The organism is Streptomyces angustmyceticus, assembly GCF_040701845.1.
Lineage (GTDB): Bacteria > Actinomycetota > Actinomycetes > Streptomycetales > Streptomycetaceae > Streptomyces > Streptomyces angustmyceticus_A.
Map to the genome: position 1 here is coordinate 73,237 of NZ_JBFBHQ010000001.1, position 23,290 is coordinate 96,526.

The following is a 23,290-nucleotide window of genomic DNA, read 5'->3' on the forward strand; positions in this document are numbered from 1 at the left end:
GCTCAGCCGGGCTTGTCTCCCTCTCCCCTCTTCACCTTCTTTCCTCCCCCTCCCCGTGGAGTATTCATGACTTTCGATCAGGCCGTGGCACGCGATGCCCCGGTCGATGTAGCCGCTGAATCGACAGGGCCGCCGTCTGTTCGGAAAGGTGAGGAGACGGGGGTGAAGTCCGCCGCTGGTGCCGGGCGGCTTGAGCTGGTTCGTGTCGATCCGGTTTCCGCTCGGCGCTGGTCGGTGCCACGGTGGGTGCGGCGTACGGTGGGGCCTCTCGCGTTGCTGGTGCTGTGGCAGGCGCTGAGTGCGAGCGGTGTGCTGGAGGCCGGCATTCTGGCGTCGCCCGGGACCATTGCCGCCACCGCCGGGGACCTGGTGTCGGACGGGACGCTGCCGTCGGCGATGCTGGTTTCCCTGCAACGGGTCGCCGTCGGGCTGGTGTTGGGCGGCGTGATCGGGGTGGCGCTGGCGCTTGCGTCGGGGCTTTCGCGACTCGGCGAGGATCTCGTCGATGCGACCGTGCAGATGCTGCGCTCCGTTCCCTGGGTGGGCGTGATTCCGCTGTTCATCATCTGGTTGGGAATCGGTGAGGCACCCAAGATTGCGTTGATCTCGCTGGGTGTGGCGTTCCATCTGTATCTGAATGTCTATGCCGGAATTCGGGGCGTCGACGCCCAGTTGGTGGAGGCCGGGCAGTCGCTCGGGCTGAGCCGATGGGGGCTGATCCGGCATGTGGTGCTGCCCGGCGCGCTTCCGGGTGCGATGACCGGGCTGCGCTATTCGCTGGCCACCGCGTGGCTCGCGCTGGTCTTCGGTGAGCAGGTCAACGCCGATGACGGCCTCGGCTTTCTGATGAACCAGGCCAGGGAATTCTTCCGCACCGACGTGATCGTGGTGTGCCTGGTGGTCTACGCGATCCTCGGGCTCCTTGCCGACTTTCTCGTCCGTACCCTCGAAAGGCTGCTGCTGCAATGGCGACCGACGTTCACGGGTCAGTGACCACCCCCGAGCAGGGAAAGCAGGTCGCGGGCGCCGCGGCCCCGGACACCGCCGTACAGGTCGACGGATTGGTGCGGGCGTTCGGTGGACGGTCCGTCATCGACGATCTCCACCTCTCCATCCGGCCGGGCGAGTTCGTGGCGTTGCTCGGGCGCAGTGGCTGCGGCAAGTCGACCTTGCTGCGGGTCCTGGCGGGGCTCGATCAGGAGATCGACGGGGAGGTGCTGGTGCCGCGCCGCAAGGCCGTGGCATTTCAGGCGCCGCGGCTGATGCCCTGGAAGCGGGTCTGGCGGAATGTGCTGCTGGGTCTGCCGGGCCGGCCCGAACGCGATGCCGCCGTCAGGGCGTTGGAGGAGGTCGGGCTCGGCCATCGGGCGGACGCCTGGCCCAAGACCCTCTCCGGCGGAGAGGCCCAGCGCGCGTCGCTCGCCCGTGCGCTGGTGCGCGAGCCCGATCTGCTGCTGCTCGACGAGCCGTTCGGCGCCCTCGACGCACTGACCCGGATCAAGGCCCAGCGGCTGGTGGCCGAGCTGTGGCAGCAGCGCGGCTGCGCGGTGCTGCTGGTCACCCATGACGTGGAGGAGGCTCTGCTGCTCGCGGACCGGGCGCTGGTGATGGACGACGGCCGGATCGCGTACGAGACCACGGTGGATCTGCCGCGGCCGCGCACGGTCTCCGATCCGCGCTTCGGTGCGTTGCGCGCCCGGCTGCTCGACCGGCTCGGTGTGGACGGCGAGGCGGATGAGGAAGGCACGGAAGGCCAGAGCACCGATGAAGGCGCGGACGGCGGTGCGGGCTCGGGGGGCGTCGTAGGCGGGACGGAGGTCGTCGGCGTCGGCGCTGCCTCCGGCTCCCCCGCCGCTGCAGCCTGACCCTCACCAGGCGATGGGCGGCAGGCAACCCGCCCGCCGTCTCCTCATTGCCCGGCCGCAGCCTGCTCCGGTCGGTCAGCCGGTCGATCGGTAGGTCGGTCGGCCCGAAGACCCTCCGCTCCCCCAGCTCCCTGCCTCGCAGACCCGATCCGCCCCACCCCGCCCCACCCCCCTGACCCACCCCATTCCCAGAAGCAAGAACAAAGAACGAAACGGACGCCCCATGAGAGCACGCCCTGTCGCCCCAGCCGCCCTGCTGCTTCCGCTCACCCTGCTGCTGGCCGCCTGCGGTGGTTCGCCGGGGGCCAAGGGAGCCGGTGGGGGGACCGGTAGCGGGACCGACGGCAAAGGATCGCTGACGCTCCATGTCGGTGATCAGAAGGGTGGTTCGGAAGCGCTGCTGCGGGCCGCCGGTGAGTTGGACGACCTTCCCTACAAGATCAAGTGGTCGACCTTCACCTCGGGTCCGCCGCTGCTGGAGGCGATCAACGCGGGAGCGGTGGATGTGGGCGGGGTCGGCAACACTCCGCCGGTGTTCGCCGCCGCCGCGAAGTCGAAGATCAAGGTGATCGCCGGGACCCACAGCAGGTCGGACGGCGAGGCGATCCTGGTGAAGAAGGGCTCTCCGCTCAAGCGGCCGTCGCAGCTGAAGGGCAAGTCGATCGCGGTGGCCCAGGGCAGCTCGGCGCACTACCAGCTCATCGCCTCGTTGAAGAAGGCCGGGCTGGCGCCGAAGGACGTCACGCTCAACTACCTGCAGCCGGCCGATGCGCTCGCCGCGTTCACCCGGGGGAAGGTCGACGCCTGGGCGGTGTGGGACCCGTACACCTCGCAGGCCCTGGATCAGGCCGGTGCCCGGGTGCTGACCACCGGGCAGGGGGTCGTCAACGGGCTGAGCTTCCAGGTGGCCGCGCCGGCCGCCTTGGACGACAAGAAGAAGTCGGCGGCGCTGAAGGACTACACGGACCGGTTGCGGCGGGCGCAGAACTGGGTGTTCAAGCACCCCGACGTCTGGGCGAAGGCCTGGGCGAAGGAGACCGGGCTGCCGGACAAGGTGGCGCTGGACGCGGTCAAGCGCACCCGGGGTACGGCGGTCGCGGTCTCCGTGGACAAGGCGGCCATCGCCTCCGAGCAGCAGATCGTCGACTCGTTCGCGGCGGTGAAGCTGATCCCCCGCTCGTTCCGCTTCGGGGACTTCGTCGACCCCCGTTTCAACGGTGGCCTGCCGCCTTCGAGCACGGCGCCGCGTACCTATGGAAAGGCTCACTGAGATGTCCGTACACCTGCATTGGTTCCTGCCGACCGGCGGCGACGGGCGGACCCTCGTCGACCGCCACGCCTACACCGACGGCGGCATCCGGCGGGACCGCATCACCCCGGTCAGCGGGGTACGGGCCCCGGACATCGAGTATCTGGCGCAGATCGCCAAGGCCGCCGAGCAGTTGGGCTTCGAGGCGGTGCTCACGCCGACCGGTACGTGGTGCGAGGACGCCTGGCTGACGACGGTGGCGCTCACCCAGGTCACCGAGCGGCTGAAGTTCCTGGTCGCGTTCCGTCCGGGGGTGGTCTCGCCGGTGCTGGCGGCCCAGATGGCCGCGACCTATCAGCGGATCTCGCGCGGGCGGCTGCTGCTGAACGTGGTGACCGGGGGCGATTCGACCGAGCAGAGGAGGTTCGGCGATCATCTCGACCATGACCGGCGCTATGCCCGTACGGATGAGTTCCTGCAGGTCGTCCGCGGGGTGTGGGGTGGCGCGCCGTTCGACTTCACGGGCGAGCACTATCAGGTCGAGGGCGGTCTGACGGCGCTGCCGCCGGACCCGCTGCCGCAGATCTTCTTCGGCGGCTCGTCCGCTGCCGCGGGGCCGGTCGCCGCCCGGAACGTGGATGTGTACCTCACCTGGGGCGAGCCGCCCGAGGAGGTCAAGCAGAAGATCGACTGGATTCGCGGCCTGGCGGAGAAGGAGGGGCGTACGGTCCGGTTCGGCATCCGGCTGCACACCATCTCCCGCGACTCGTCCAAGGAGGCCTGGGCGACCGCCGACCGGCTGCTCGACGATCTCGATCCGGCGACGGTGGCGGCCGCACAACAGGCGCTGGGCAAGAGCGAGTCGGTGGGGCAGCAGCGGATGCTGGCGCTGCACGGCGGCTCGCGCGACAAGCTGGAGATCTCGCCCAATCTGTGGGCGGGGGTCGGTCTGGTGCGCGGCGGGGCCGGCACCGCGCTGGTCGGCAGCCATGCCGAGGTGGCCGACCGGATCGAGGAGTACCACTCCCTGGGCATCGAGCACTTCGTGCTCTCCGGCTATCCGCACCTGGAGGAGGCGTACTGGTTCGGCGAGGGCGTACGGCCCGAGCTGGCCGCCCGGGGGCTGCTGGAGGCGGGGCCCGCTCCGCTGGACGGTGTCCCGGCGGCCAACGGCCGGCCGGCCTCCGCGCCGGGCGGGGCGCCGCTGCTGATCGCCGGCGGCCGCTGAGCGGCGGGGCCGTGTGGCCCGAGGTCCGCCGGCCTCGGGCCACACGGCTCCGGGCCTCGGGCCTCGGGCCTCGGGCCTCGGGCCTCGGGCCTCGGGCCTCGGGCCTCGGGAAGACAATCACCGCTCCCCGGGTTAGGTGAAACATGAACTACACCGGGGTGCGTGAAGTCGAGGTCGTGGTGATCGGCGCCGGGCAGGCCGGCCTGGCCGCCGCCTTTCATCTGCGGCGGGTCGGTTACGTACCGGACCGGGACTTCGTGGTCCTCGATCACTCCCCGCGGCCCGGAGGCGCCTGGCAGTTCCGGTGGCCCACGCTGACGTTCGGCAAGGTGCACGGGATGCATGCGCTGCCGGGCATGGAGCTGACCGGCGCCGATCCGCTGCGCCCGTCGTCCGAGGTGATCGGCGCGTACTTCGACCGGTACGAGCGGACCTTCGGGCTGCGGGTGCACCGGCCGGTGCGGGTGACGGCCGTCCGCGAGGGCGGTGCGGAGTCCGCCGGGACGGAGGCCGGCAAGGCCCCCGGGAGCGGCCGGCTGCTGGTCGCGACATCGGAGGGGGACTATGCGGGGAGGGCCCTGATCAATGCCACCGGGACCTGGGACCGGCCGTTCTGGCCGCGGATTCCCGGGCAGGAGGCATTCGGCGGCCGCCAGCTGCACAGTTCCCAGTACCAGGGGCCGGAGGAGTTCCGCGGCGCGCGGGTCGTGGTGGTCGGCGGCGGAACCTCTGCCGTACAGCAGCTGATGGAGATCTCGCGGTTCGCGGCCGCCACGACCTGGGTGACGCGGCGACCGCCGGTGTTCCGCGAGGGACCGTTCGGCGCGGAGCAGGGCCGGGCGGCGGTCGCGCTGGTGGAGGAGCGGGTCCGGCAGGGGCTGCCGCCGCAGAGCGTGGTGAGCGTGACCGGGCTGCCGATGACCGAGGCCGTCCGACGCGCCCGGGACAGCGGTGTGCTGGAGCGGCTGCCGCTCTTCACGCGCCTGACGCCCACGGGTGTGAGCTGGGACGACGGCCGCACCGTCGAGGCCGATGCGATCCTCTGGGCGACCGGTTTCCGCCCGGCCATCGACCATCTCGCACCGCTGCAATTGCGCGAGCCGGGCGGCGGCATCCGGATGGACGGCACCCGTGCGCTGCGCGATCCCCGGATCCATCTCGTCGGCTACGGACCGTCGGCGAGCACCATCGGCGCCCACCGCGCGGGCCGTGCCGCGGTCGCCGCCGTCCGCCGGCTGCTCACCGCGACCGAACAGCCGGCCGACGGAGCGAGGGAGTGGGCCGGCAGCCTCGCGTCCTAGAGGGTGGGGTGTCGTCGCACGCGCGCCGCGGGGCGGACGGACAGTGGACGCGGAAAGCCCCCGGAAGCCCTGCGGGGAGCCCCCGAGAAGCCTCCCGGGCCGCCCCGCGCAAAGCCCCACCCGCCTTCCCTCGCAAGCACCGTCGGGCGAACAGATGCACCCGGGAGCAACTGTTCGCCGGTGCACATTCTCGAAAAGGGAAGGGCTTCAATTGACTCACGGCAACGGGCGATGATGACGGGGCGCGAGCGGCGGGCTGCAGACCGTTACCACGCCTCCGGTCCAAACCCCTTGCTGGGCCGGGGAGTTGAGTCCCACAACTTCAAGGAGAAGATCCCGATGGACATCCTCACCGCTCTCTTGGCCCACGTCCTGCACCTCGTGGGCTGGCTGGTCTGACAGACCTCATCCCCAAGGCGCCGCTCCTCCCCGTCCCGGGAGGGGCGGCGCCTTCACGTGTGCCGCCGGGCTCGGTCATGCGGGCCCTGGTCCGCCGGGGCCCGTTCCGCCCGGCTACTTCTCCAGCTTCTGCCGGGAGGTCTCCGGCAGCGTCAGATAGACCAGGAACGAGACGAGGCACAGCGCGGCCACGTACCAGGGGAAGAGGTCGGGGTGGCCCGCCTGCTTGAACCAGGTGCCGACGTAGGGGGCCGTGCCGCCGAAGAGGGCGACGGTGAGGGAATAGGGGAACCCGATGCCGGCGGCGCGCACCCGCGCGGGGAACACCTCGGCGTTGACCGCCGCGGCGACGGCGGTGTAGCCGGTGAGCAGCACCATGCCCGCGCACTGCACCAGCAGCAGCGAGACGAACGCGTCGGTGACCAGGTGCAGCAGCGGCACGGCCAGGACGGCGAAGCCCAGGGAGAAGCCGAGCAGCAGGGGTTTGCGGCCGATGCGGTCCGAGAGCAGGCCGCCGAGCGGCTGGAGCAGGGCGAAGAAGACGAGCGAGAGAGTGCCGGCAGTGAGCGAATCGGCCTTGTCGAAGCCCGCATTGACCTGCGCGTAGGTGGGCAGGTAGGTCGTCCACGTGTAGTAGGCGAGGGTGCCGCCCGCGGTGATGCCGCAGATGAGCAGGGACTGGCGGGGGTGGCGGCGCAGCGCCTCGAAGAGGCCGGGGCGGTCGGCCGCCTGCGGTGCGAGGTCCGGGGTGTCCCCCGAGAAGTGGCGGGCCGGGGAGAGGGTCTCCTGGGCGCCGCGGCGGATCCACAGCCCCAGCAGGCTCAGCAGCGCGCCGACGAGGAACGCCACCCGCCAGCCCCACTGCCCCATCTGCTGCTCGGTGAGCAGCCCCGCGAGCAGCGCCGCGGTCCCGGAGGCCAGCAGCTGGCCGACGGTCGTGGACACGTACTGGAAGCTGGAGAACAGTCCGCGCCTGCCGGGTCCCGCCGATTCGACGAGGAAGGTCGTGGAGGCCGCGAACTCGCCGCCCACCGACAGACCCTGCACCAGACGTGCGGTGACCAGGACGAGCGGGGCGAGCAGGCCGGTGGCCTCGTAGGTGGGGGTGAGGGCGACCAGCAGACTGCCGCCGCCCATCAGCAGGATGGTCAGGGTCAGTGCGGACCGCCGGCCGCGGCGGTCGGCGATCGCGCCCAGGAGCAGTCCGCCGACCGGGCGCATGAAGAAGCCGACCGCGAAGACGGCGAAGGTGGAGAGCAGCGGCACCAGGGAGTTGCCCGCGCCCTCGGGGAAGACCTGTCCCGCGAAGTAGACCGCGAGGAAGGAGTACGCGTACCAGTCGTACCACTCGACGGCGTTGCCGATGGAGGCGGCGGCCAGCTGCCGCAGGCGTGACGGCGGGCGGACACCGTTCGGCGCCCGGTCCGCTGCTATGTGTTCGGCACTCGACATGGTCCTCCGCTCCCGGTTCTTCTCCTCGGCCTGCTGCTGGGGCAGGATGAGCCGACAGGTGATCATGTACCGCGGAAGCGGATGGCCGCCAGGGGCTGTGGCGGCCGAAAGGAGATGGCAATGTGCGTGTAGCACTGTTCGTCACCTGCATCAACGATGCGCTCCATCCGCGGACCGGCCGGGCGGTGGTGACGCTGCTGGAGCGGCTGGGGGTGGAGGTCGACTTCCCCGCCGAGCAGAGCTGCTGCGGCCAGCCGCAGTTCAACACCGGATACCGGCATGCGACCGAGCCGCTGGTGCGCCGCTTCGACCGGGCGTTCAGGGACTACGAGTACGTGGTCACCCCGTCCGGCTCGTGTGCGGCGATGGTGCGGGACAACTACCCGCGGATCGGTGCGAAGGCGGCCGCCGAGGGGCGCGGCCGGGGGCTCGCCGACGCGGCGGCGCTCGCGGTGCCCAAGATGTACGAGCTGACCGAGTTCCTGGTGGATGTGCTGAAGGTGGAGGACGTCGGCGCCTCCTACCCCCATACCGTCACCTACCATCCCACCTGCCACGGGCTGCGGATGCTGGGTCTGGGCGACCGGCCGCTGCGGCTGTTGCGGCACGTCAGGGGGCTGCGGCTGCGGGAACTGCCGGGCGCCGAGGAGTGCTGCGGGTTCGGCGGCACCTTCGCGGTGAAGAACCCGGCGGTCTCGGCGGCGATGGGCGACGACAAGGTCCGCCACATCCTCTCCACCGGTGCCGAGGCGGTCTGCACGGTCGACAACTCCTGTCTGCTGCACATCGGCGGCACCCTCGGTCGCCGGGGTGCGGCGGTCCGGCCGGTCCATATCGCCGAGATCCTGGCCAGTACCGAAGGGAGCGTGCAGTGAGCGGTGCCTACCTGGGCATGCCGGCCTTCCCCCGGGCCGCCGCCGTGTCCACCCGTGACACCCGGCTGCGCGCCAACCTCACGCATGCCACCCGCACCATCCGCGACAAGCGCGCCGCGGCCGTCGCCGAGCTGGACGACTGGGCTCAGCTGCGGGCCGCGGGCGCCGCGGTGAAGGACCGTACGCTGCGCCATCTCGACCACTATCTGGAGCAGTTGGAGGCCGCGGTCGTCGCGGCGGGCGGGCAGGTCCACTGGGCGGTCGACGCCGACGAGGCCAACCGGATCGTCACCCGGCTGGTGCGGGAGACCGGCGAGACGGAGGTCGTCAAGGTCAAGTCGATGGCGACGCAGGAGATCGGGCTGAACGAGGCGCTGGCCGAGGCCGGGATCCGCGCGTACGAGACGGACCTGGCCGAGCTGATCGTGCAGCTCGGCCGGGATCTGCCGTCGCACATCCTGGTCCCGGCGATCCACCGCAACCGCTCCGAGATCCGCGACATCTTCCGCCGCGAGATGACCTCCTGGGGCCGCCCGGCGCCGGAGGGGCTGGCCGACTCCCCCGCCGAGCTCGCCGAGGCGGCGCGGCTGCATCTGCGGGAGAAGTTCCTGTCCGCGAAGGTCGGGATCTCGGGGGCCAACTTCATGGTCGCGGAGACCGGCACCCTGGTCGTCGTGGAGTCCGAGGGCAACGGCCGGATGTGCCTGACCCTCCCCGAGACATTGATCTCCGTCGTCGGCATCGAGAAGGTGGTGCCCGACTGGCAGGACCTGGAGGTCTTCCTGCAGCTGCTGCCCCGCTCCTCCACCGCGGAGCGGATGAATCCGTACACCTCCATGTGGACGGGCACCACGGACGGCGACGGGCCGCAGGCCTTCCATCTGGTGCTGCTCGACAACGGGCGCACCGACACCCTTGCCGACACCGTCGGGCGGCAGGCGCTGCGCTGCATCCGCTGCTCGGCCTGTCTGAACGTCTGCCCGGTGTACGAGCGGGCCGGCGGGCATGCGTACGGCTCGCCCTACCCCGGCCCGATCGGCGCCATCCTGACGCCCCAACTTCGGGGAGTGGCAGGTGCGTTGGAGGCGTCGCTGCCGTATGCCTCGTCGCTGTGCGGGGCCTGCTACGAGGTGTGTCCGGTCGCCATCGACATCCCCGAGGTGCTGGTGCATCTGCGGGAGCGGGTGGTGGAGGGCGGGCCGGTGACCCGGGGCGGGACGCGCACCGTCCTGAAGCCTGCCAAGGGGCATGCCGCGGAGCGGGCCGCGATGCGTGCGGCGGGCTGGGCGTTCGACCATCCGGGGGTGCTGCGGGCCGGGATGCGGCTGGCGGCCCGCACCCGCCGGTTGCATCCACGGCGGCTGCCGGGGCCCGGTCGCGCCTGGTCGCGGACGCGTGATCTGCCCGCGGTGCCGGCCGAATCCTTCCGCGACTGGTGGCAGCGCACCCGCGGCGCCTCGCCGGAGCAGCAGGGAGGTGCCGAGTGAGCAGCCGGGACGTGGTGTTGGGGCGGGTACGGCGGGCGCTGGCGGATGTGCCGGCCGGGGAGGGGCCGGGCGGCCGGCCGGTGGCACGGGACTACCGCCGGGTGCACGGGGCCCGGACGACCGGGCAGACCGTCGACCTGCTCGCCGAGAACCTCGCGGACTACCGGGCGGTCGTGCACCGCACCGATGCCGAGGGGCTGCCGGTGCTGATCGGCCGGCTGCTGGCGGCGCGCGGGGCACGGACGCTGCTGGTTCCGCCGGGCCTCGATGCCTCCTGGACGGCCGGCACGGACGTCACCCGCGTCGAGGACCGCGCGTCCGACACACCCCGGGAACTCGACGCCGTGGACAGTGTGCTGACGGGCTGTGCGGTGGCCGTCGCGGAGACCGGCACCCTGATCCTGGATGCGGGCCCCGACCAGGGCAGACGCCGGATCACGCTGGTGCCGGACCATCACCTCTGCGTCGTCCGCGTCCCCGGTCAGGTGGTCGGCTCGGTGCCGGAGGCGCTGCCGCGGGTGGCGCCGGACCGCCCGCTGACCTGGATCTCCGGTCCGTCCGCGACCAGCGACATCGAACTCGACCGGGTGGAGGGGGTGCACGGGCCGCGGACGCTGGAGGTGATTCTGCTGGCTGCGGCGCAGGAAGCGGAGTGAGCCGGGGGCGTTCGTGGCCGCGGAGGGCTGCGACAGGTGTGCGACCCCGTTGTCAGTGGGGATTCCTACACTGATCGGGATGCCTTTCGCACACGCGGTGCGGGGGTGCGCGCCCGGGGGGGGAGGGAGCAGATGGTGCTGCGGCAGGGCTTACCACCACGGCGTTCCGGCGCGGCGGGTCGCTCACCCGCACCGGAGCCCACTCCTCCGTCCGCTGCCACGCCCCGCTCCGGTGCCGCTCCCCCGGACTCCGCCCCCGCGCGGCTGCTGACGTGGCTGGGGCGCCTCGGCGTCCCGGCCGCCGCGTTCGCCGTGTTCCAGGCGCTGCTGGGGATCCTGCCGCAGAACCTCGCGGGCGAGGCGGCGCGTTACTGCGTGGCGGCAACGGCCGGGATCGGCGTGGGTGCGGTGGTGTGGCTGGCGGCGGTCCTGCTGCGGACGCGCGCCGCAGCCTCAGGCGCCGTCGCCGCGCCGCCCTCCGCTCCCGCGCCCCCGCCCGCCGGGTCGCTTCCCGAGCTGACGGACGGCACCTACCAGGCGCTGCGGCGCGGCCTCTCGGTGATCGAAGTGGCCGGGCGCGGCCCGCTCATCGGCTGGCCGCACTCCCTCGCCGAGAGTGATCCGCCGGTGCACCCGACGGCGTTCGGTACGGCGTACGGGCTGCATCTGCTGCTCGACATCGCGCCGTACGACGGCCGCATACGGGCGGGGCAGGTGGCCGAGACGCTGTGGCGGCTGCGGCTTCCCGGCGGCGGCTGGGCCGCCCGCTCCCAGGGCAGCGGGGCGCGGCCCGAGGTGTCCGCGATCGTGCTGGGTGCGCTGGCGCGGGCCGGTGCCGATCCGCGGCTGCTGGAGGCCGAAATACGTTCCTGCGAGGTGTTGTGGGACCCCCACCATGACGCATCGGGGCTGGCGAACACCTATGTGGTGACGAACGTGCTGCGCGGGCTGCTGCGGGCGGCGCCCGGCTCCACCGCGCTGGACGGACTGCGCGAGGTGCTGGTCAACGGCGCCACCGCCGACCCGGCGCGCGGCAACCACCGCTGCTGGGGCGCGGCGCTGGCCACCGGCCGCGGCAACCCGGCCCCTTCCGCGGCGCACACCGCGCGGGCGGTGGTGGCGCTGGACCGGGCCGCCCGGGTGCTGGGCGAGGACGCGCGGCAGCGCACGGTGCGCGAGGAGGGGCTGCGCTGGCTGCTGGCCGGCCCGGCGACACCGACGGGTGGCGTGAGCGACCTGCAGAACTGCCAGGAGGAGGTGCGACGGCCGGACCAGGAGGATCCGCTGCATCAAGAGCTGCTGTCGGTACGGCACTTCGCGGCCGCATGGGTGGCCCGTGCGCTGATGACGGACGGCGCCCGCAAGGTCGCGGCCGAGGACGCGGGGCCGGCGGCATGGGAGGCACAACTGACCACTGCCGTGACGCGGGTGCACGGCATGCAGCGGGGCGGGGTGTGGCGGTGGGACGACGGGCCCATGGGGCACCCGGTGTGGATGGCCTACCAGGGACTTTCGGTGCTGCGGCGGCACGCGTTGATGGTCTATCGGCCCTGAGGCGGGGTGGGTTGCGGGGGGGGCGGGGGCGGAGGCGCGGGGGCGTGGTGCCGTTCGCGACCCGGCACGGGGCGGGGCGCGGGGCGGCGCGGGGCGCGGCGCGGGGCGGGGCGCGGCGGGGCAAGAGGGCTGGCCGGTCACACGGGCCGGCTGGGCACGGGGGGACACAGGGAGAACGGGGGCGGACAGTCGGGGGCGGCAGAGGGGAGTCAGGCTCATGCAGGTCGAGGAAGCCCGGCGGCTGCTGGCGGAACGGCTGGGCGGCGGGCCGGAGCCGCCGTCGCCCGAGTCGGCACGCGCGGTGACCGCCCAACTGGCCCACCCGGACACGCTCGGTCCCCTGGTGCGGCGATTATCCGCCGGCGATCTGGACCTGGCGGAGTGCACCCGGCTCTCGTACCGCCATGTGCTGGGCTTCGACAAGCTGTTGTTGCTGGCCGGTGCGCCGCGGTTCATGCTGCGGGTCCACTTCTGGCACGGCGGGACCGGCGCGGCGCCCGAGGACATCCACAACCACCGGTGCGCGATCGCCTCGGCGGTGGTGCGCGGCCACGTCCGGATGGAGTGCTACGAACCGGCCGCGAACGGCGTGCCCGCGACCGCCTACCGGGAGACCATCGACGGCCCCGGGGGCGCCTGGCGGCTGCGGCGGGTCGGGGACGCCCGGATCCGGCTGATCTGCGCGGAGCGGTACGGCGCAGGGCGGAGCTACGGCCTGGCCGCCCGCACCCTGCACCGCGTGGTGAGCGAGGAGCCGACGGTGACGCTGTTCCTGGAGACCGCCCCTCAGCGCTCGGTGACCGATGTCTACGTCAGGCACCGCAGTGATGTGGCAGACAGCGGCGGCCTCACGGACAGCAGTGGCGTCAGCGGCCCCGGCGCCGGGCGCGGCGGCACCACCACGGACGGCGGCTCCGCCACGCACGACGACGGCAACCGGATCGGCGACGGCAACGGGACGGGCGACGGGGACCGGGCCGTCACCGAGCGCCGGACCGGCGACGAGGACCGGATCGACGCCCGCCACCGGACCGGCGCCGGCAACCGGATGGACCCCCGCGACCGGCCCGGCGGCCCGCTCAGGACCGGCGGCGCCGAGCGGGCGGATCCGCCGCCCAAGACTCCGCTGCCACCGGCCGCCTACCTCGCCGAACTCGATTCTCTGGCAGGCTCTTTGGGCTACTGAACGGGGGTGGCGCCAGGCGCCCGTAGCGGGCCGTCATGGCATGGAGCCCGACGGCGTCCAGCCGGCCGCCGAGCGCCTGGCGGATCACCTCCAGGTTGTAGGCGTCCACCCCGATCCCGGCCAGCTCGGCGGGCCGTGCCCAGCGATGGGCCTGGTCGGCGCTGGGCAGTACGACATCCAGCGTCAGAGGGCGGACGAGGAAGTTCTCCTGATGGTTGTGGACGCGGCGCCCCTGGTAGTCGCTCGGGAAGCTGGAGGATCCGGTGTGCACGACGATGGTGCCGAGGATGCCGGTCTCCTCCTTCAACTCCCGCAGGGCGCCGCTCGCGGCGGACTCCCCGCGATCGAGCTTCCCGCACGGCACGCCCCACGCGCCGGGCAGAAAACGCTCACGGTAGCTACGGCGCACGATCAGCACACGGCCGTCGTGCACCACCACCGCCGCGGCCAGATAAGTGTCGGCTGCAATCTGGTTCATCGGACATCTCGCAATCCGAAGAGACGGGCACAGGCCCGTGGCGGAGGTCCACCGTACCGGCGGAGTCCCGGCGAAGGACCGGTTCCGGGGGAGCGCGCCGGAGCACCGTACGGCGCCCCCTGCCCCGTCACCACCGCGGCGGCCTCCGGCGTCTGGTGGTGACAACACCAGGCTCAGCACACACTCCCGTCACCGCGCCGCGCCGTCAGACTGATCGTCATGAACCCACGCACGACCTTGATCACCGGTGCCACCCAGGGCCTGGGCCGCGGCCTCGCGCTCGATCTCGCGGCCCGTGGCGGCACCGTCCTGCTGCACGGCCGTGACCGCACCCGTCTCGACAGGGTGGCGGACGAGGTGCGGGCCGCCGCGCCCCGGTCCACCGTCCGCACCTACCTCGCCGACCTGGCCGACCTCGACCAGGTGCATGCGATGGCCGCCCGGATCCGTGCGGCGGAACCCCGGCTCGACGGCTTGATCAACAACGCCGTCGCGGGCGGCGGCGCCGAGCCGCACACCCGCGAACTGAGCTACCAGGGCCATGAGTTGCGCTTCGCCGTGAACCATCTCGCGCCGTACGCCCTCACCCGCGATCTGCTGCCCCTGCTGACCGCCTCGGCGCCCTCCCGCGTGATCAATGTCGCCTCGATGGGGCAGGAGGCCATCGACTTCGACAACGTGATGCTGGAGCGGGACTACGAGGGGCTGCGCGCCTACTGCCGGAGCAAGCTCGCGCTGATCATGGCGACCTTCCACCTCGCCGCCGAGCTGGCGGGCACCGGCGTCACGGTGAACACGCTCCATCCGGCCCACCTGATGGACACCCACGGAGTGCGGGAGTACGGCCTGACGCCGGTCACCGACGTCGAGGAAGGAGTCCGCCCGACCGTCCGGCTGCTCCTCGACCCGGACCTCGCCGACACCACGGGCCGCTACTTCGACCAGTTCACCGAGGCGCGGGCCCACGACCAGGCCTACGACACCGAGGCCCGGGAACGTCTGATGACGCTGACCGACGCCCTCGTCGAGCGGGACTGAAGGACGGGAGGGCCAGGTGTCCCTGGCCCTGGAGGGTGTCCCTGGCCTTGGTAGGCACCGGGTGCGTACCAAGATCAGAGGTCTGGGCAGCCTTCTCGCCCGCTCGCAGACTCTCCGTTGGCGCCGTCCGGCGAACCACAGAGAGGAACGCAGCGCATGAACCACCACCAGATCTCCCCCTCCTCCCCCTCTCCCTCCCCCTCTTGGAAGGCCGGCTGGGCCGCGGCCGTCCAGCGCCCCAGTGAGGGTTTCCACAAGAACTGGGCGCTGGACGGGTTCGCGGACCAGACCGTGCGCCAGGTCGTGCGGGTCACCGGCTCCGGCACCTCGGCCCGCATCAAGCTCTCCCACCGCTACGGGACCGCCCCGCTGGAGGTGGCGGGCGCCACGATCGCCCGTACGGACCACGACGCGGCCGAGCGGGCCGGCACGGTGCGCCGGCTCACCTTCGGCGGGGCCGACGGGGTGCGGATCCCGGCCGGCGGTGAGGTGTACAGCGATGCCGCGGAGGTGAGCGTGGCACCGTTCGCGTCGCTGACGGTGTCGCTGTACTTCGCCCGGCCGACCGGCCCCGCCTCCTTCCACGCCCAGGCGTACGCCACCGCCTACCGGGCCGCGGGCGACCAACTCGCGGCGGCCGACCCGGCGGTGTTCGGCGAGACCACGGTGTCCTGGTACTACCTTGCCGCCGTGGAACTGGCGGACGGCGGCCCGTCGCGTGCCGACACCGTGGTGGTCTTCGGCGACTCCCTCACGGACGGGTTCGCTTCGACCGTCGACGGCAACCGCCGCTACTCGGACGCGCTGGCCGAGCGACTGGCCGGCCGGGGCACCCCGCGTCCCGTGCTCAACCAGGGCATCGGGGGGAATCTGCTGCTCGCCGACTCGGCGTGGTTCGGCGAGCGGGCCACTGCCCGCTTCCGCCGCGATGTGCTCGACCAGCCGGGCGTGCGCTCGGTGGTGGTGCTGGTGGGCCTCAACGACATCGGCTTCAGTGAGGTCGAGCTGCCGACGTACCGGCCCAATCCGGATCGGACCGCCGCGGAACTCATCGCCGGCTACCGGGAGTTGATCGGTATGGCGGGCGCGGCGGGGGTGCGGGTCACAGGAGGGACGATCCTGCCGTTCAAGGGGGCGGAGTACCACACGCCGGCGGCCGAGGCGAAGCGCCGCGAGGTCAACGACTGGATACGCGCCTCGGGCGAGTTCGACGCGGTGGCCGACTTCGCCGCGGCGCTGGCCGATCCGGCGGACCCGGACGCGCTCGCTCCCGCCTATGACGGCGGCGACCACAAGCACCCCAATGATGCGGGCTACCGGATCATGGCCGAGGCCGTCGACATCGCCGCGCTCTGACGCCCGTCGGCCCGGCGCTGACGGAGTCCGGCGTCGGCGGCCAGGGTCCGGCGACCGAGGCACGGGGCAGCGGAGCCCAGGCGCCCCGTCCGCCGCCACCTCAGCTGCCGGGCGCGGCACCGCTTCCGTCCGGCAGGCGCTCGACGACCCGGAAGCGTTCGAGCACCACCGGGGTGTCGTCGTCGACGCTGAAGTCCGCATCCCCGAGTTCCCTGCGCAGGTCCGGGCCGTGCCAGAAGGTCTCGTGGTCGGCCCGCCAGGCGGCCACGGTGGTGTGGCCCTCGCCCTCGGCCCGCGCATGTGCCGGGTCGACCTCCGCCAGGCGCACCACCCGCACGCCGGTCACCTCGATCACGGCCACCGGCCGGTCGGCGGAGTCGGGCAGGACCGCGCGCCGGCCGGCCCTCGGCAGCGGTTCGCCGCCGCGCTCGTACTCGGTCAGCAGGCTCGTCGTGGTGGTCTTGGCGCCGCAGAGCACCGCGGAGACCAGCCGGTCCCGCAGCGGACCGGGGAAGCCGAGGGTGAACTGCGGGAGGTCCGAGTGTTCCTGAGGCCTGGTCATGCCGTGCAGCGTAGGCGCTACGGGCGGGGTGCGGGGGTGGTCTCGCGGGCCGTGCGGGCGGTGTGCAGGGCCCAGCCGATCAGCGGGAGCTGGCCGGGCAGCCGCGCGTAGGCCACGGCCTTGAGCGGGGCCGGGCGGTGGCGCCAGTCGTGGGCCATCTTGAGGTTGGCCGGGAAGACCGCGACGAAGAGGCCGGCCGCGGCCAGCGCACCGGCCCGGCGGGTGCGCGGCAGGGCGACGGCGGCGGCGACGGCGAGTTCGGCGACGCCGCTCGCGTAGGTCCAGGTGCGGGCGCTGCCGGGCAGGTGCCGGGGCACGAGCGCGTCGAACGGCTTCGGGGCGAGGAAGTGGAGGGTCCCCATCCCCGCCAGCAGACGGGCCAGGGCGCGGGCGGAACGGTCGTCAGCTGTCACGAAGGCCTCCCGGGTCGGACGGAGCGAGGACGGAAGGGACGGCGACGGCCGGCCGGGCCGCCGGGAAGTGGGTGCGGCGGCCACCCCGACCATTGAACTGGCCGCCGCGACTCCGACCTTACCCGCGGGTCACTTACGGGGCCATGGCTTGATCGTCCGCCGGGGTGAGGTGTGCGTCACGCCGTACCAGCGCCGCGTAGCGCCCGTCGGCGGCGAGCAGCTCGTCGTGGGTGCCGCGTTCGGCGATCCGGCCGGCGTCCAGCACCACGATCTGGTCGGCGTCGCGGACCGTGGAGAGGCGGTGCGCGATCGTCAGGGTGGTGCGGCCCGCGGAGAGCTCGTCGATGGCCTGCTGGACGGCGTGTTCGGTGCGGGTGTCCAGGGCGCTGGTCGCTTCGTCCAGGACCAGGACGGGCGGGTCGCGCAGGATGGTGCGGGCGATGGCGAGGCGCTGTTTCTCGCCGCCGGAGAAGCGGTAGCCGCGCTCGCCGACGAGGGTGTCGTAGCCGTCGGGCAGGGCGGCGATGTGGTCGTGGATCTGGGCGGCCCTGGCGGCGCGGGCGATCTCCTCGTCGGTGGCGTCGGGCTTGGCGAAGCGCAGGTTGTCGGCGACCGAGGCGTGGAAGAGGTAGGTCTCCTGGGAGACCACGCCGACCGAGCGGGCGAGGGTGTCGAAGTCGAGGTCGCGGACGTCGGTGCCGTCGAGGGTGACCCGGCCGCCGGTCACGTCGTAGAGCCGCGGCACGAGGTGGCTCAGGGTGCTCTTGCCGCTGCCGGTCGGTCCGACGACGGCAAGGCTGGCGCCGGCCGGGACGGTCAGGTCGATGCCGTCGAGGGTGGGGGCGGCCTCGGGGTCGTAGCAGAACCGGACGTTCTCGAAGCGGATCTCGCCGCGCGGCGCCGGGATACGGACCGGCTCGGCGGGCTCGGTGATGGCGACCGGCAGATCGAGGTACTCGAAGATGCGCTGGAAGAGCGCGAGCGAGGTCTGCATCTGCACGCCGGTGGACAGCAGCGAGACGGTCGGCCGCAGCAGGCCCTGCTGGAGGGAGACGAAGGCGACCAGGGTGCCGAGGGAGAAGGCCGGGCCGCCGAACTGGAGGACCATGCCCGCCGCCCAGTAGATCAGGGCGGGCATGGCGGCCATCACGATCCCGATGGTGGCCATCCGCCAGCGGCCGGCCATGTTGGCGCGGACCTCCAGGTCGACCAGGCGCTCGGACTCGCCGGCGAAGCTCTCGGTGAGGGAGTCGGCGCGGCCCATCGTGCGGCCGAGCAGGATGCCGCTGACCGAGAGGGATTCGGTGACCATCGCGGACATCGCGGCCATCTGCTTCTGCCGCTGGGTGGTGATCTTCTTGCGTTCGTTGCCGACCCGGCGGCTGATCCAGACGAAGAGCGGGAGCAGCAGCAGCGAGACGACGGTCAGCCGCCAGTCGAGGGCGAGCATGGCGCAGACGGTGGCGATGACGGAGGTCAGGTTGGAGACCAGGGAGGTGGCGGTGGAGGTGACCGTCGCCTGCATCCCCCCGATGTCGTTGGCGATCCGGGACTGGACCTCGCCCGTGCGGGTGCGGGTGAAGAACGCCAGCGGCATCCGCTGGAGTTTGGCGTAGACCGCGGTGCGCAGGTCGTGCATGACGCGCTGGCCGACGGTGGTGGACAGCAGGGTCTGCAGGACGCCGAAGACGCTGGTGGTGATCGCGGTGACGATCATGCCGAGGGCGAGCAGGGTCAGCAGCCCGGTGCGCCGGCCGGGTATCGCCACGTCCAGGATCTCGCGGAGGAGAAAGGGGGAGGCGACCGAGACCAGCGAGGAGGCGCCGACGAGCAGGCCCACGAGGGCGAGCCGGGCGCGGTAGGGACGGAAGAGGGCGAGGATCCGCCGCAGCTGGACCGGCTTGGCCGGGTCCTTGGGCGGTGGGGTCCACTGGGGTTCGTCGCTGCGCATGGGCTCCTTCGAAGGACGTACGGATTCACGGGTCGGAAACCACCGACGCGGGCGGACTCGGGGCGAGCATCGTGGAGCTTAGCTCATTGTTACCTATGCTCACAATGAACGAAGTCCTGTCATCCGCTATCCTCGCGCCATGCCCTCCCCCGAGCCGACGGTCAGCACCACCCACCTCGCCGAGCAGCTGGTACGGCTGACCCGCCGGGTGCACCGCGCCCAGAAACACCACCTGGAGCACCTGGACATCGCCTTCACCCCCGCGCAGTCGCGGCTGTTGCGGATCGTCGACCACCACCGCGACACCCCGCCGCGGATGGCCGACCTCGCCGAACGGCTGGAGGTCGTCCCCCGGGCGGTGACCACCCTGGTCGACGCGCTGGAGGCGCACGGCGCGGTGCGGCGGGTACCCGATCCGGCCAACCGCCGGGTGGTCCGGATCGAGCTGACCGATGCCGGCCGTTCCACACTGCGCGCGTTGCGCAGCGCGCGGCGGGCCGCGGCGGAGGAGATCCTGGCCCCCCTGACCGCCGATCAGCGCGAGGTGCTCGGCGACCTGCTGACCACCCTGGTCGACGGGCCGGACCGACCGCATTGAGCTGACGCGGAGTCAACCGGAGGAGAGCCGCCATGCCCCTGCTGGAGCCGGATCCCCGGGCCCTGCGCCCCACCACCGCGGCGCGCCCCGTCCACGACCGGGTGGCCGACCACCGGGCCACGGGCACCCCCGAGCCGCTGCGCGGCGAGCTGATCGCACTGCTCGGCCCGGACAAGGTGCTCCACAAGGTCTCCGACCTGGTCCGCTACGCCTCCGACGCCAGCCCGTACCGCTTCGTCCCGCAGGTCGTGGTCGTCGCCGAGGACGTCGACGACATCTCCGCGGTCTTCTCCTACGCGCACGGCAAGGGCCGCAACGTCGTCTTCCGGGCCGCGGGGACCTCCCTCAACGGCCAGGCGCAGGGCGAGGACATCCTCGTCGACGTCCGCCGCCACTGGAGCGGGGTCCAGGTGCTCGACAACGGCGCCCGCGCCCGGATCCGGCCCGGCACCACCGTGCTGCGCGCGAACACCACCCTGGCCCGGTACGGCCGGCTGCTCGGGCCCGACCCGGCCAGCGCCGTCGCCTGCACCCTGGGCGGGGTGGTCGCCAACAACGCCTCCGGGATGACGGCCGGCACCACCCGCAACTCCTACCGGACACTGGCCTCGGTCACCCTCGTCCTGCCGTCGGGCACGATCGTGGACACCGCGCAGCCGGACGCCGACACCGAACTGGCGCGGGCCGAGCCGGCGCTGTGCGCGGGCCTGCTGGCGCTCAAGGCGGAGATCGAGGCGGACGCGGAGCTGGTGGCCCGCATCCGCGCCAAGTACCGGATCAAGAACACCAACGGCTACCGCCTGGACGCCTTCCTGGACGGCGCGACACCGGTGGAGATCCTGCGCGGCCTGGCGGTCGGCTCGCAGGGCACCCTCGGCTTCATCGCCGAGACGGTCTTCGACACCCTGCCGCTGGATCGCCACACCTCCAGCGCGCTGCTGTTCTTCCCGTCGCTGAGTGCCGCGGCCGCGGCCGTCCCGCGGTTCAACGCGGCGGGGGCGCGGGCCGTGGAGCTGATGGACGGCAATACGCTGCGGGCCTCGGTGAGCGTGGCGGGGGTCCCGGCCGACTGGGCGGCCCTGCCCAAGGAGACGGCCGCGCTGCTGGTGGAGTTCCGGGCGCCCGACGAGGCCGCCCAGGAGACGTACGAACGGGCCGCGGCCCAGGTACTGACGGAACGGGAACTGGTCGCCCCGGTCGCGTCCGTCAGCAACGCCTTCACCCGGGACCCGGCGGTCATCGGCGGCTACTGGAAGGCCCGCAAGGCGTTCGTGACCGCGGTGGGCGGCAGCCGGCCGTCCGGTACGACACTGATCACCGAGGACTTCGCGGTACCGCCGGAGCGCCTCGCCGAGGCCTGCACGGCGTTGCTGGAGCTACAGGAACGGCACGGCTTCGACGCGGCCGTCGCCGGCCACGCCGCCCACGGCAACCTGCACTTCCTGCTCGCCTTCGACGCGGCGGACCCGGCGGACGTGGCGCGCTACGCCGCCTTCATGGACGCGTTCTGCCGGCTGGCCGTCCGGCGCTTCGACGGCTCGCTGAAGGCGGAGCACGCCACCGGCCGCAACATGGCCCCGTTCCTGGAACTCGAATGGGGCCCGCGGGCAACGGAGTTGATGTGGCGGATCAAGGAGACCGTGGACCCGCACGGCATCCTCGCCCCGCGCGTCCTGCTCGACCGCGATCCGCGGGCGCATCTGCGCGGGCTGAAGACCATCCCGCTGACCGAGGCCCCCGCCGACCCGTGCATCGAGTGCGGCTTCTGCGAGCCGGCCTGCCCCAGCGGGGACCTGACCACCACGCCCCGCCAACGGATCGTGCTGCGCCGTGAGATGCAGCGCCAGCCGGCGGGTTCCCCCGTCACCGCCGCACTGCTCGACGCGTACGGCTATGACGCGGTGGACACCTGCGCCGGCGACTCCGTCTGCCAACTGGCCTGCCCGGTGGGGATCGACACCGGCGCGCTGATGAAGGACCTCCGGCACCGGCGCCACTCCCCGCGCGAGGAGTGGGCGGCCGCGCGGTCCGCCCGGCAGTTCGGGGCCGTCGAGAAGGCGGCACGGCTGGCGGTGGCCGCCGCCGACCGGATCGGCGACCGGCTGACGGGAGCCCTGACCCGGGCCGCCCGCAAGGCCGTAGGCCCCGAGCTGGTGCCCGAGTGGCTCCCGCGGATCCCCGGCCCGGCGGCCAGGGCGCTGCCCGCGACACGGCGGGCGGGAGCGGCCGCGGTCTACTACCCGGCGTGTGTGAACCGGATCTTCGGCGGACCCGCGGGGCATCGGGGGCCGTCGCTGCCGGAGGCGGTGGTGGCGGTGTCACGGCGGGCGGGACGGCCGGTGTGGATCCCGCCGGATGTGACCGGTACCTGCTGTGCCACCATCTGGCACTCCAAGGGCTACGAGCGCGGCAACACGGTGATGGCCAACCGCATCGTCGAGGCGGCCTGGGGGTGGACGGCCGGCGGCAGTCTGCCGCTGGTGGTGGACGCGTCCTCGTGCGCCCTGGGACTCGCCCGGGAGGTCGTGCCGTACCTGACGCCCGGCAATGCCGCGCTGCACGCCGAACTGACCGTCGTCGACTCGGTCGTCTGGGCCGCCGAGGAGCTGCTGCCGCGCCTGGAGACGGTGCGCACGGTCGGCTCTGCGGTGCTCCATCCCACCTGTTCCCTGCAGCACTTGGGGGCGGAGGCGCAGCTGCGCCGGGTCGCCGAGGCATGTGCGCGGGAGGTGGTGGTGCCGGACGACGCGGGCTGCTGCGCCTTCGCCGGCGACCGGGGGATGCTGCACAAGGAGCTCACGGAGTCGGCCACCGCGAAAGAGGCGGCCGAGGTGACCGCGCGGCACTTCGACGCGCACCTGTCGTCGAACCGGATGTGCGAGATCGGGATGGACCATGCGACGGGGGGCCGGGGCTACCACTCGGTCCTCCTCGCGTTGGAGCAGGCCACCCGCCCGGCTCCCTAGTGCTGTGACCGCATGGGTTCGCCGGCTTCTGAGGGGCGTGGCGGCCGTTGGACGTGCAGGAGGGACACGGGGCCACTGCGAAACCCGTTGGACGCATCCTCGACGCCCCACGACGATGCGCACTGTGACAGACAGAGCCAGGCTCCGGCCCCCAGTCCCCGCCAGCCCGAAGACAGTGCGTTTCGTCGAGTTGTCGACCACGGCCATGACGGCCCTGCTGGACGACGACCTTGCTCGAGCCAGTGCCGAAGCAGGAGTCGCTCTCACCGAGTATTTCCTTACGGACCGGGCGAAATGGGTGTGGCGGTATCGGGTCCATCAGTTGGCCTCGGACCCGGGTTGCGCGGGGTGGCTCACGAACGCCGTGGTAGCCGAGCCGGAAAGTGCCGTCGTGGGTTATGCCGGGTTCCACGGGCCGCCGGATGAGGCAGGCATGGTGGAAATGGGTTACTCCGTGGCCCCCGGCTACCGTCGCCGGGGGTACGCCAGGGCGATTTTGACCGAGTTGGCGCACCGAGCCGTTGCCGAACCTCGGGTCAGGACCGCGCGGGTGACGATCAGTCCTGACAACGCCGCGTCCCTGGCGACGATTTCCGGGTTCGGCTTCGTGGAGGTCGGAGAGCAATGGGACGAGGAGGACGGCCTCGAACTCGTATTTGAAGCCCCTGCCTGATCG

The 23,290-nt window shown here is 72.6% G+C and carries 21 protein-coding genes; 16 read left to right on the top strand and 5 right to left on the bottom strand.

Going from position 1 to position 23,290, the window contains the following annotated elements:
- The first annotated feature begins 66 nt into the window (after positions 1 to 66).
- From AB0411_RS00345 to AB0411_RS00370, 6 genes are all read left to right on the top strand, one after another.
- Complete coding sequence (locus AB0411_RS00345; protein ID WP_366414935.1) at positions 67 to 993, top strand: ABC transporter permease; 927 nt, start codon at positions 67 to 69, stop codon at positions 991 to 993.
- Positions 966 to 1,865, top strand: coding sequence for an ABC transporter ATP-binding protein (locus AB0411_RS00350; protein WP_366414936.1), 900 nt, complete (start codon positions 966 to 968; stop codon positions 1,863 to 1,865). Before AB0411_RS00345 ends, AB0411_RS00350 begins: the two co-directional genes overlap by 28 nt.
- Positions 1,866 to 2,088: 223 nt before the next feature.
- Entirely contained in the window at positions 2,089 to 3,135 is a 1,047-nt protein-coding gene (locus AB0411_RS00355) for an ABC transporter substrate-binding protein (protein ID WP_366414937.1), read from the top strand.
- Between the two features lies 1 nt (position 3,136).
- Positions 3,137 to 4,342: an LLM class flavin-dependent oxidoreductase gene (locus AB0411_RS00360; protein ID WP_366414938.1), complete on the top strand. Its 1,206-nt coding sequence runs from the start codon at positions 3,137 to 3,139 to the stop codon at positions 4,340 to 4,342.
- A gap of 143 nt (positions 4,343 to 4,485) precedes the next feature.
- Positions 4,486 to 5,643, top strand: coding sequence for an NAD(P)-binding domain-containing protein (locus tag AB0411_RS00365; protein ID WP_366414939.1), 1,158 nt, complete (start codon positions 4,486 to 4,488; stop codon positions 5,641 to 5,643).
- A gap of 180 nt (positions 5,644 to 5,823) precedes the next feature.
- The gene (locus tag AB0411_RS00370) at positions 5,824 to 6,042 is read left to right on the top strand and encodes a hypothetical protein (RefSeq protein ID WP_366414940.1); all 219 of its coding nucleotides are present in this window, start codon (positions 5,824 to 5,826) and stop codon (positions 6,040 to 6,042) included.
- Positions 6,043 to 6,156: 114 nt separating this feature from the next.
- On the opposite strand, the gene AB0411_RS00375 is transcribed toward AB0411_RS00370, so the two are convergent.
- Positions 6,157 to 7,494 carry an MFS transporter gene (locus tag AB0411_RS00375; RefSeq protein ID WP_366415596.1) on the bottom strand — a complete coding sequence of 446 codons (1,338 nt, stop codon included), beginning with the start codon at positions 7,492 to 7,494 and terminating at the stop codon, positions 6,157 to 6,159.
- Between the two features lie 122 nt (positions 7,495 to 7,616).
- On the opposite strand from AB0411_RS00375, the gene AB0411_RS00380 reads away from it, so the two are divergent.
- From AB0411_RS00380 to AB0411_RS00400, 5 genes are all read left to right on the top strand, one after another.
- Complete coding sequence (locus AB0411_RS00380; protein ID WP_366414941.1) at positions 7,617 to 8,369, top strand: (Fe-S)-binding protein; 753 nt, start codon at positions 7,617 to 7,619, stop codon at positions 8,367 to 8,369.
- On the top strand, positions 8,366 to 9,856 hold the full coding sequence (locus AB0411_RS00385; protein ID WP_366414942.1) for a lactate utilization protein B: 1,491 nt from the start codon (positions 8,366 to 8,368) through the stop codon (positions 9,854 to 9,856). Before AB0411_RS00380 ends, AB0411_RS00385 begins: the two co-directional genes overlap by 4 nt.
- Positions 9,853 to 10,512 carry a LutC/YkgG family protein gene (locus tag AB0411_RS00390; RefSeq protein ID WP_366414943.1) on the top strand — a complete coding sequence of 220 codons (660 nt, stop codon included), beginning with the start codon at positions 9,853 to 9,855 and terminating at the stop codon, positions 10,510 to 10,512. The genes AB0411_RS00385 and AB0411_RS00390 overlap by 4 nt, the downstream gene beginning before the upstream one ends.
- A 132-nt stretch (positions 10,513 to 10,644) precedes the next feature.
- Positions 10,645 to 12,066, top strand: a complete 1,422-nt coding sequence (locus tag AB0411_RS00395) for a hypothetical protein (RefSeq protein ID WP_366414944.1) — start codon at positions 10,645 to 10,647, stop codon at positions 12,064 to 12,066.
- A 217-nt stretch (positions 12,067 to 12,283) separates the two neighbouring features.
- Entirely contained in the window at positions 12,284 to 13,252 is a 969-nt protein-coding gene (locus AB0411_RS00400; protein ID WP_366414945.1) for a hypothetical protein, read from the top strand.
- Here the strand turns inward: AB0411_RS00400 and AB0411_RS00405 are convergent.
- Positions 13,146 to 13,730, bottom strand: coding sequence for an NUDIX hydrolase (locus AB0411_RS00405; protein WP_366414946.1), 585 nt, complete (start codon positions 13,728 to 13,730; stop codon positions 13,146 to 13,148). The genes AB0411_RS00400 and AB0411_RS00405 overlap by 107 nt on opposite strands.
- A 219-nt stretch (positions 13,731 to 13,949) precedes the next feature.
- On the opposite strand from AB0411_RS00405, the gene AB0411_RS00410 reads away from it, so the two are divergent.
- Complete coding sequence (locus tag AB0411_RS00410) at positions 13,950 to 14,768, top strand: SDR family NAD(P)-dependent oxidoreductase (RefSeq protein ID WP_366414947.1); 819 nt, start codon at positions 13,950 to 13,952, stop codon at positions 14,766 to 14,768.
- Between the two features lie 156 nt (positions 14,769 to 14,924).
- Positions 14,925 to 16,124, top strand: a complete 1,200-nt coding sequence (locus AB0411_RS00415; protein ID WP_366414948.1) for a GDSL-type esterase/lipase family protein — start codon at positions 14,925 to 14,927, stop codon at positions 16,122 to 16,124.
- A gap of 100 nt (positions 16,125 to 16,224) precedes the next feature.
- Here AB0411_RS00415 and AB0411_RS00420 read toward each other — a convergent pair whose 3' ends face one another.
- The 3 genes from AB0411_RS00420 to AB0411_RS00430 form a co-directional block, all read right to left on the bottom strand.
- A complete protein-coding gene (locus AB0411_RS00420) occupies positions 16,225 to 16,686 on the bottom strand; it encodes an ASCH domain-containing protein (protein WP_366414949.1) in 462 nt (153 codons plus the stop codon).
- Positions 16,687 to 16,703: 17 nt separating this feature from the next.
- On the bottom strand, positions 16,704 to 17,099 hold the full coding sequence (locus tag AB0411_RS00425; RefSeq protein ID WP_366414950.1) for a DoxX family protein: 396 nt from the start codon (positions 17,097 to 17,099) through the stop codon (positions 16,704 to 16,706).
- A gap of 133 nt (positions 17,100 to 17,232) precedes the next feature.
- The gene (locus AB0411_RS00430; RefSeq protein ID WP_366414951.1) at positions 17,233 to 19,050 is read right to left on the bottom strand and encodes an ABC transporter ATP-binding protein; all 1,818 of its coding nucleotides are present in this window, start codon (positions 19,048 to 19,050) and stop codon (positions 17,233 to 17,235) included.
- A gap of 139 nt (positions 19,051 to 19,189) precedes the next feature.
- On the opposite strand from AB0411_RS00430, the gene AB0411_RS00435 reads away from it, so the two are divergent.
- The 3 genes from AB0411_RS00435 to AB0411_RS00445 all read left to right on the top strand — a co-directional run bounded on the left by AB0411_RS00435 (position 19,190) and on the right by AB0411_RS00445 (position 23,287).
- Positions 19,190 to 19,648 carry a MarR family winged helix-turn-helix transcriptional regulator gene (locus AB0411_RS00435; RefSeq protein ID WP_366414952.1) on the top strand — a complete coding sequence of 153 codons (459 nt, stop codon included), beginning with the start codon at positions 19,190 to 19,192 and terminating at the stop codon, positions 19,646 to 19,648.
- Between the two features lie 32 nt (positions 19,649 to 19,680).
- The gene (locus AB0411_RS00440) at positions 19,681 to 22,614 is read left to right on the top strand and encodes an FAD-binding and (Fe-S)-binding domain-containing protein (protein ID WP_366414953.1); all 2,934 of its coding nucleotides are present in this window, start codon (positions 19,681 to 19,683) and stop codon (positions 22,612 to 22,614) included.
- A gap of 205 nt (positions 22,615 to 22,819) precedes the next feature.
- Entirely contained in the window at positions 22,820 to 23,287 is a 468-nt protein-coding gene (locus tag AB0411_RS00445) for a GNAT family N-acetyltransferase (protein ID WP_366415597.1), read from the top strand.
- Positions 23,288 to 23,290 lie beyond the last annotated feature (3 nt).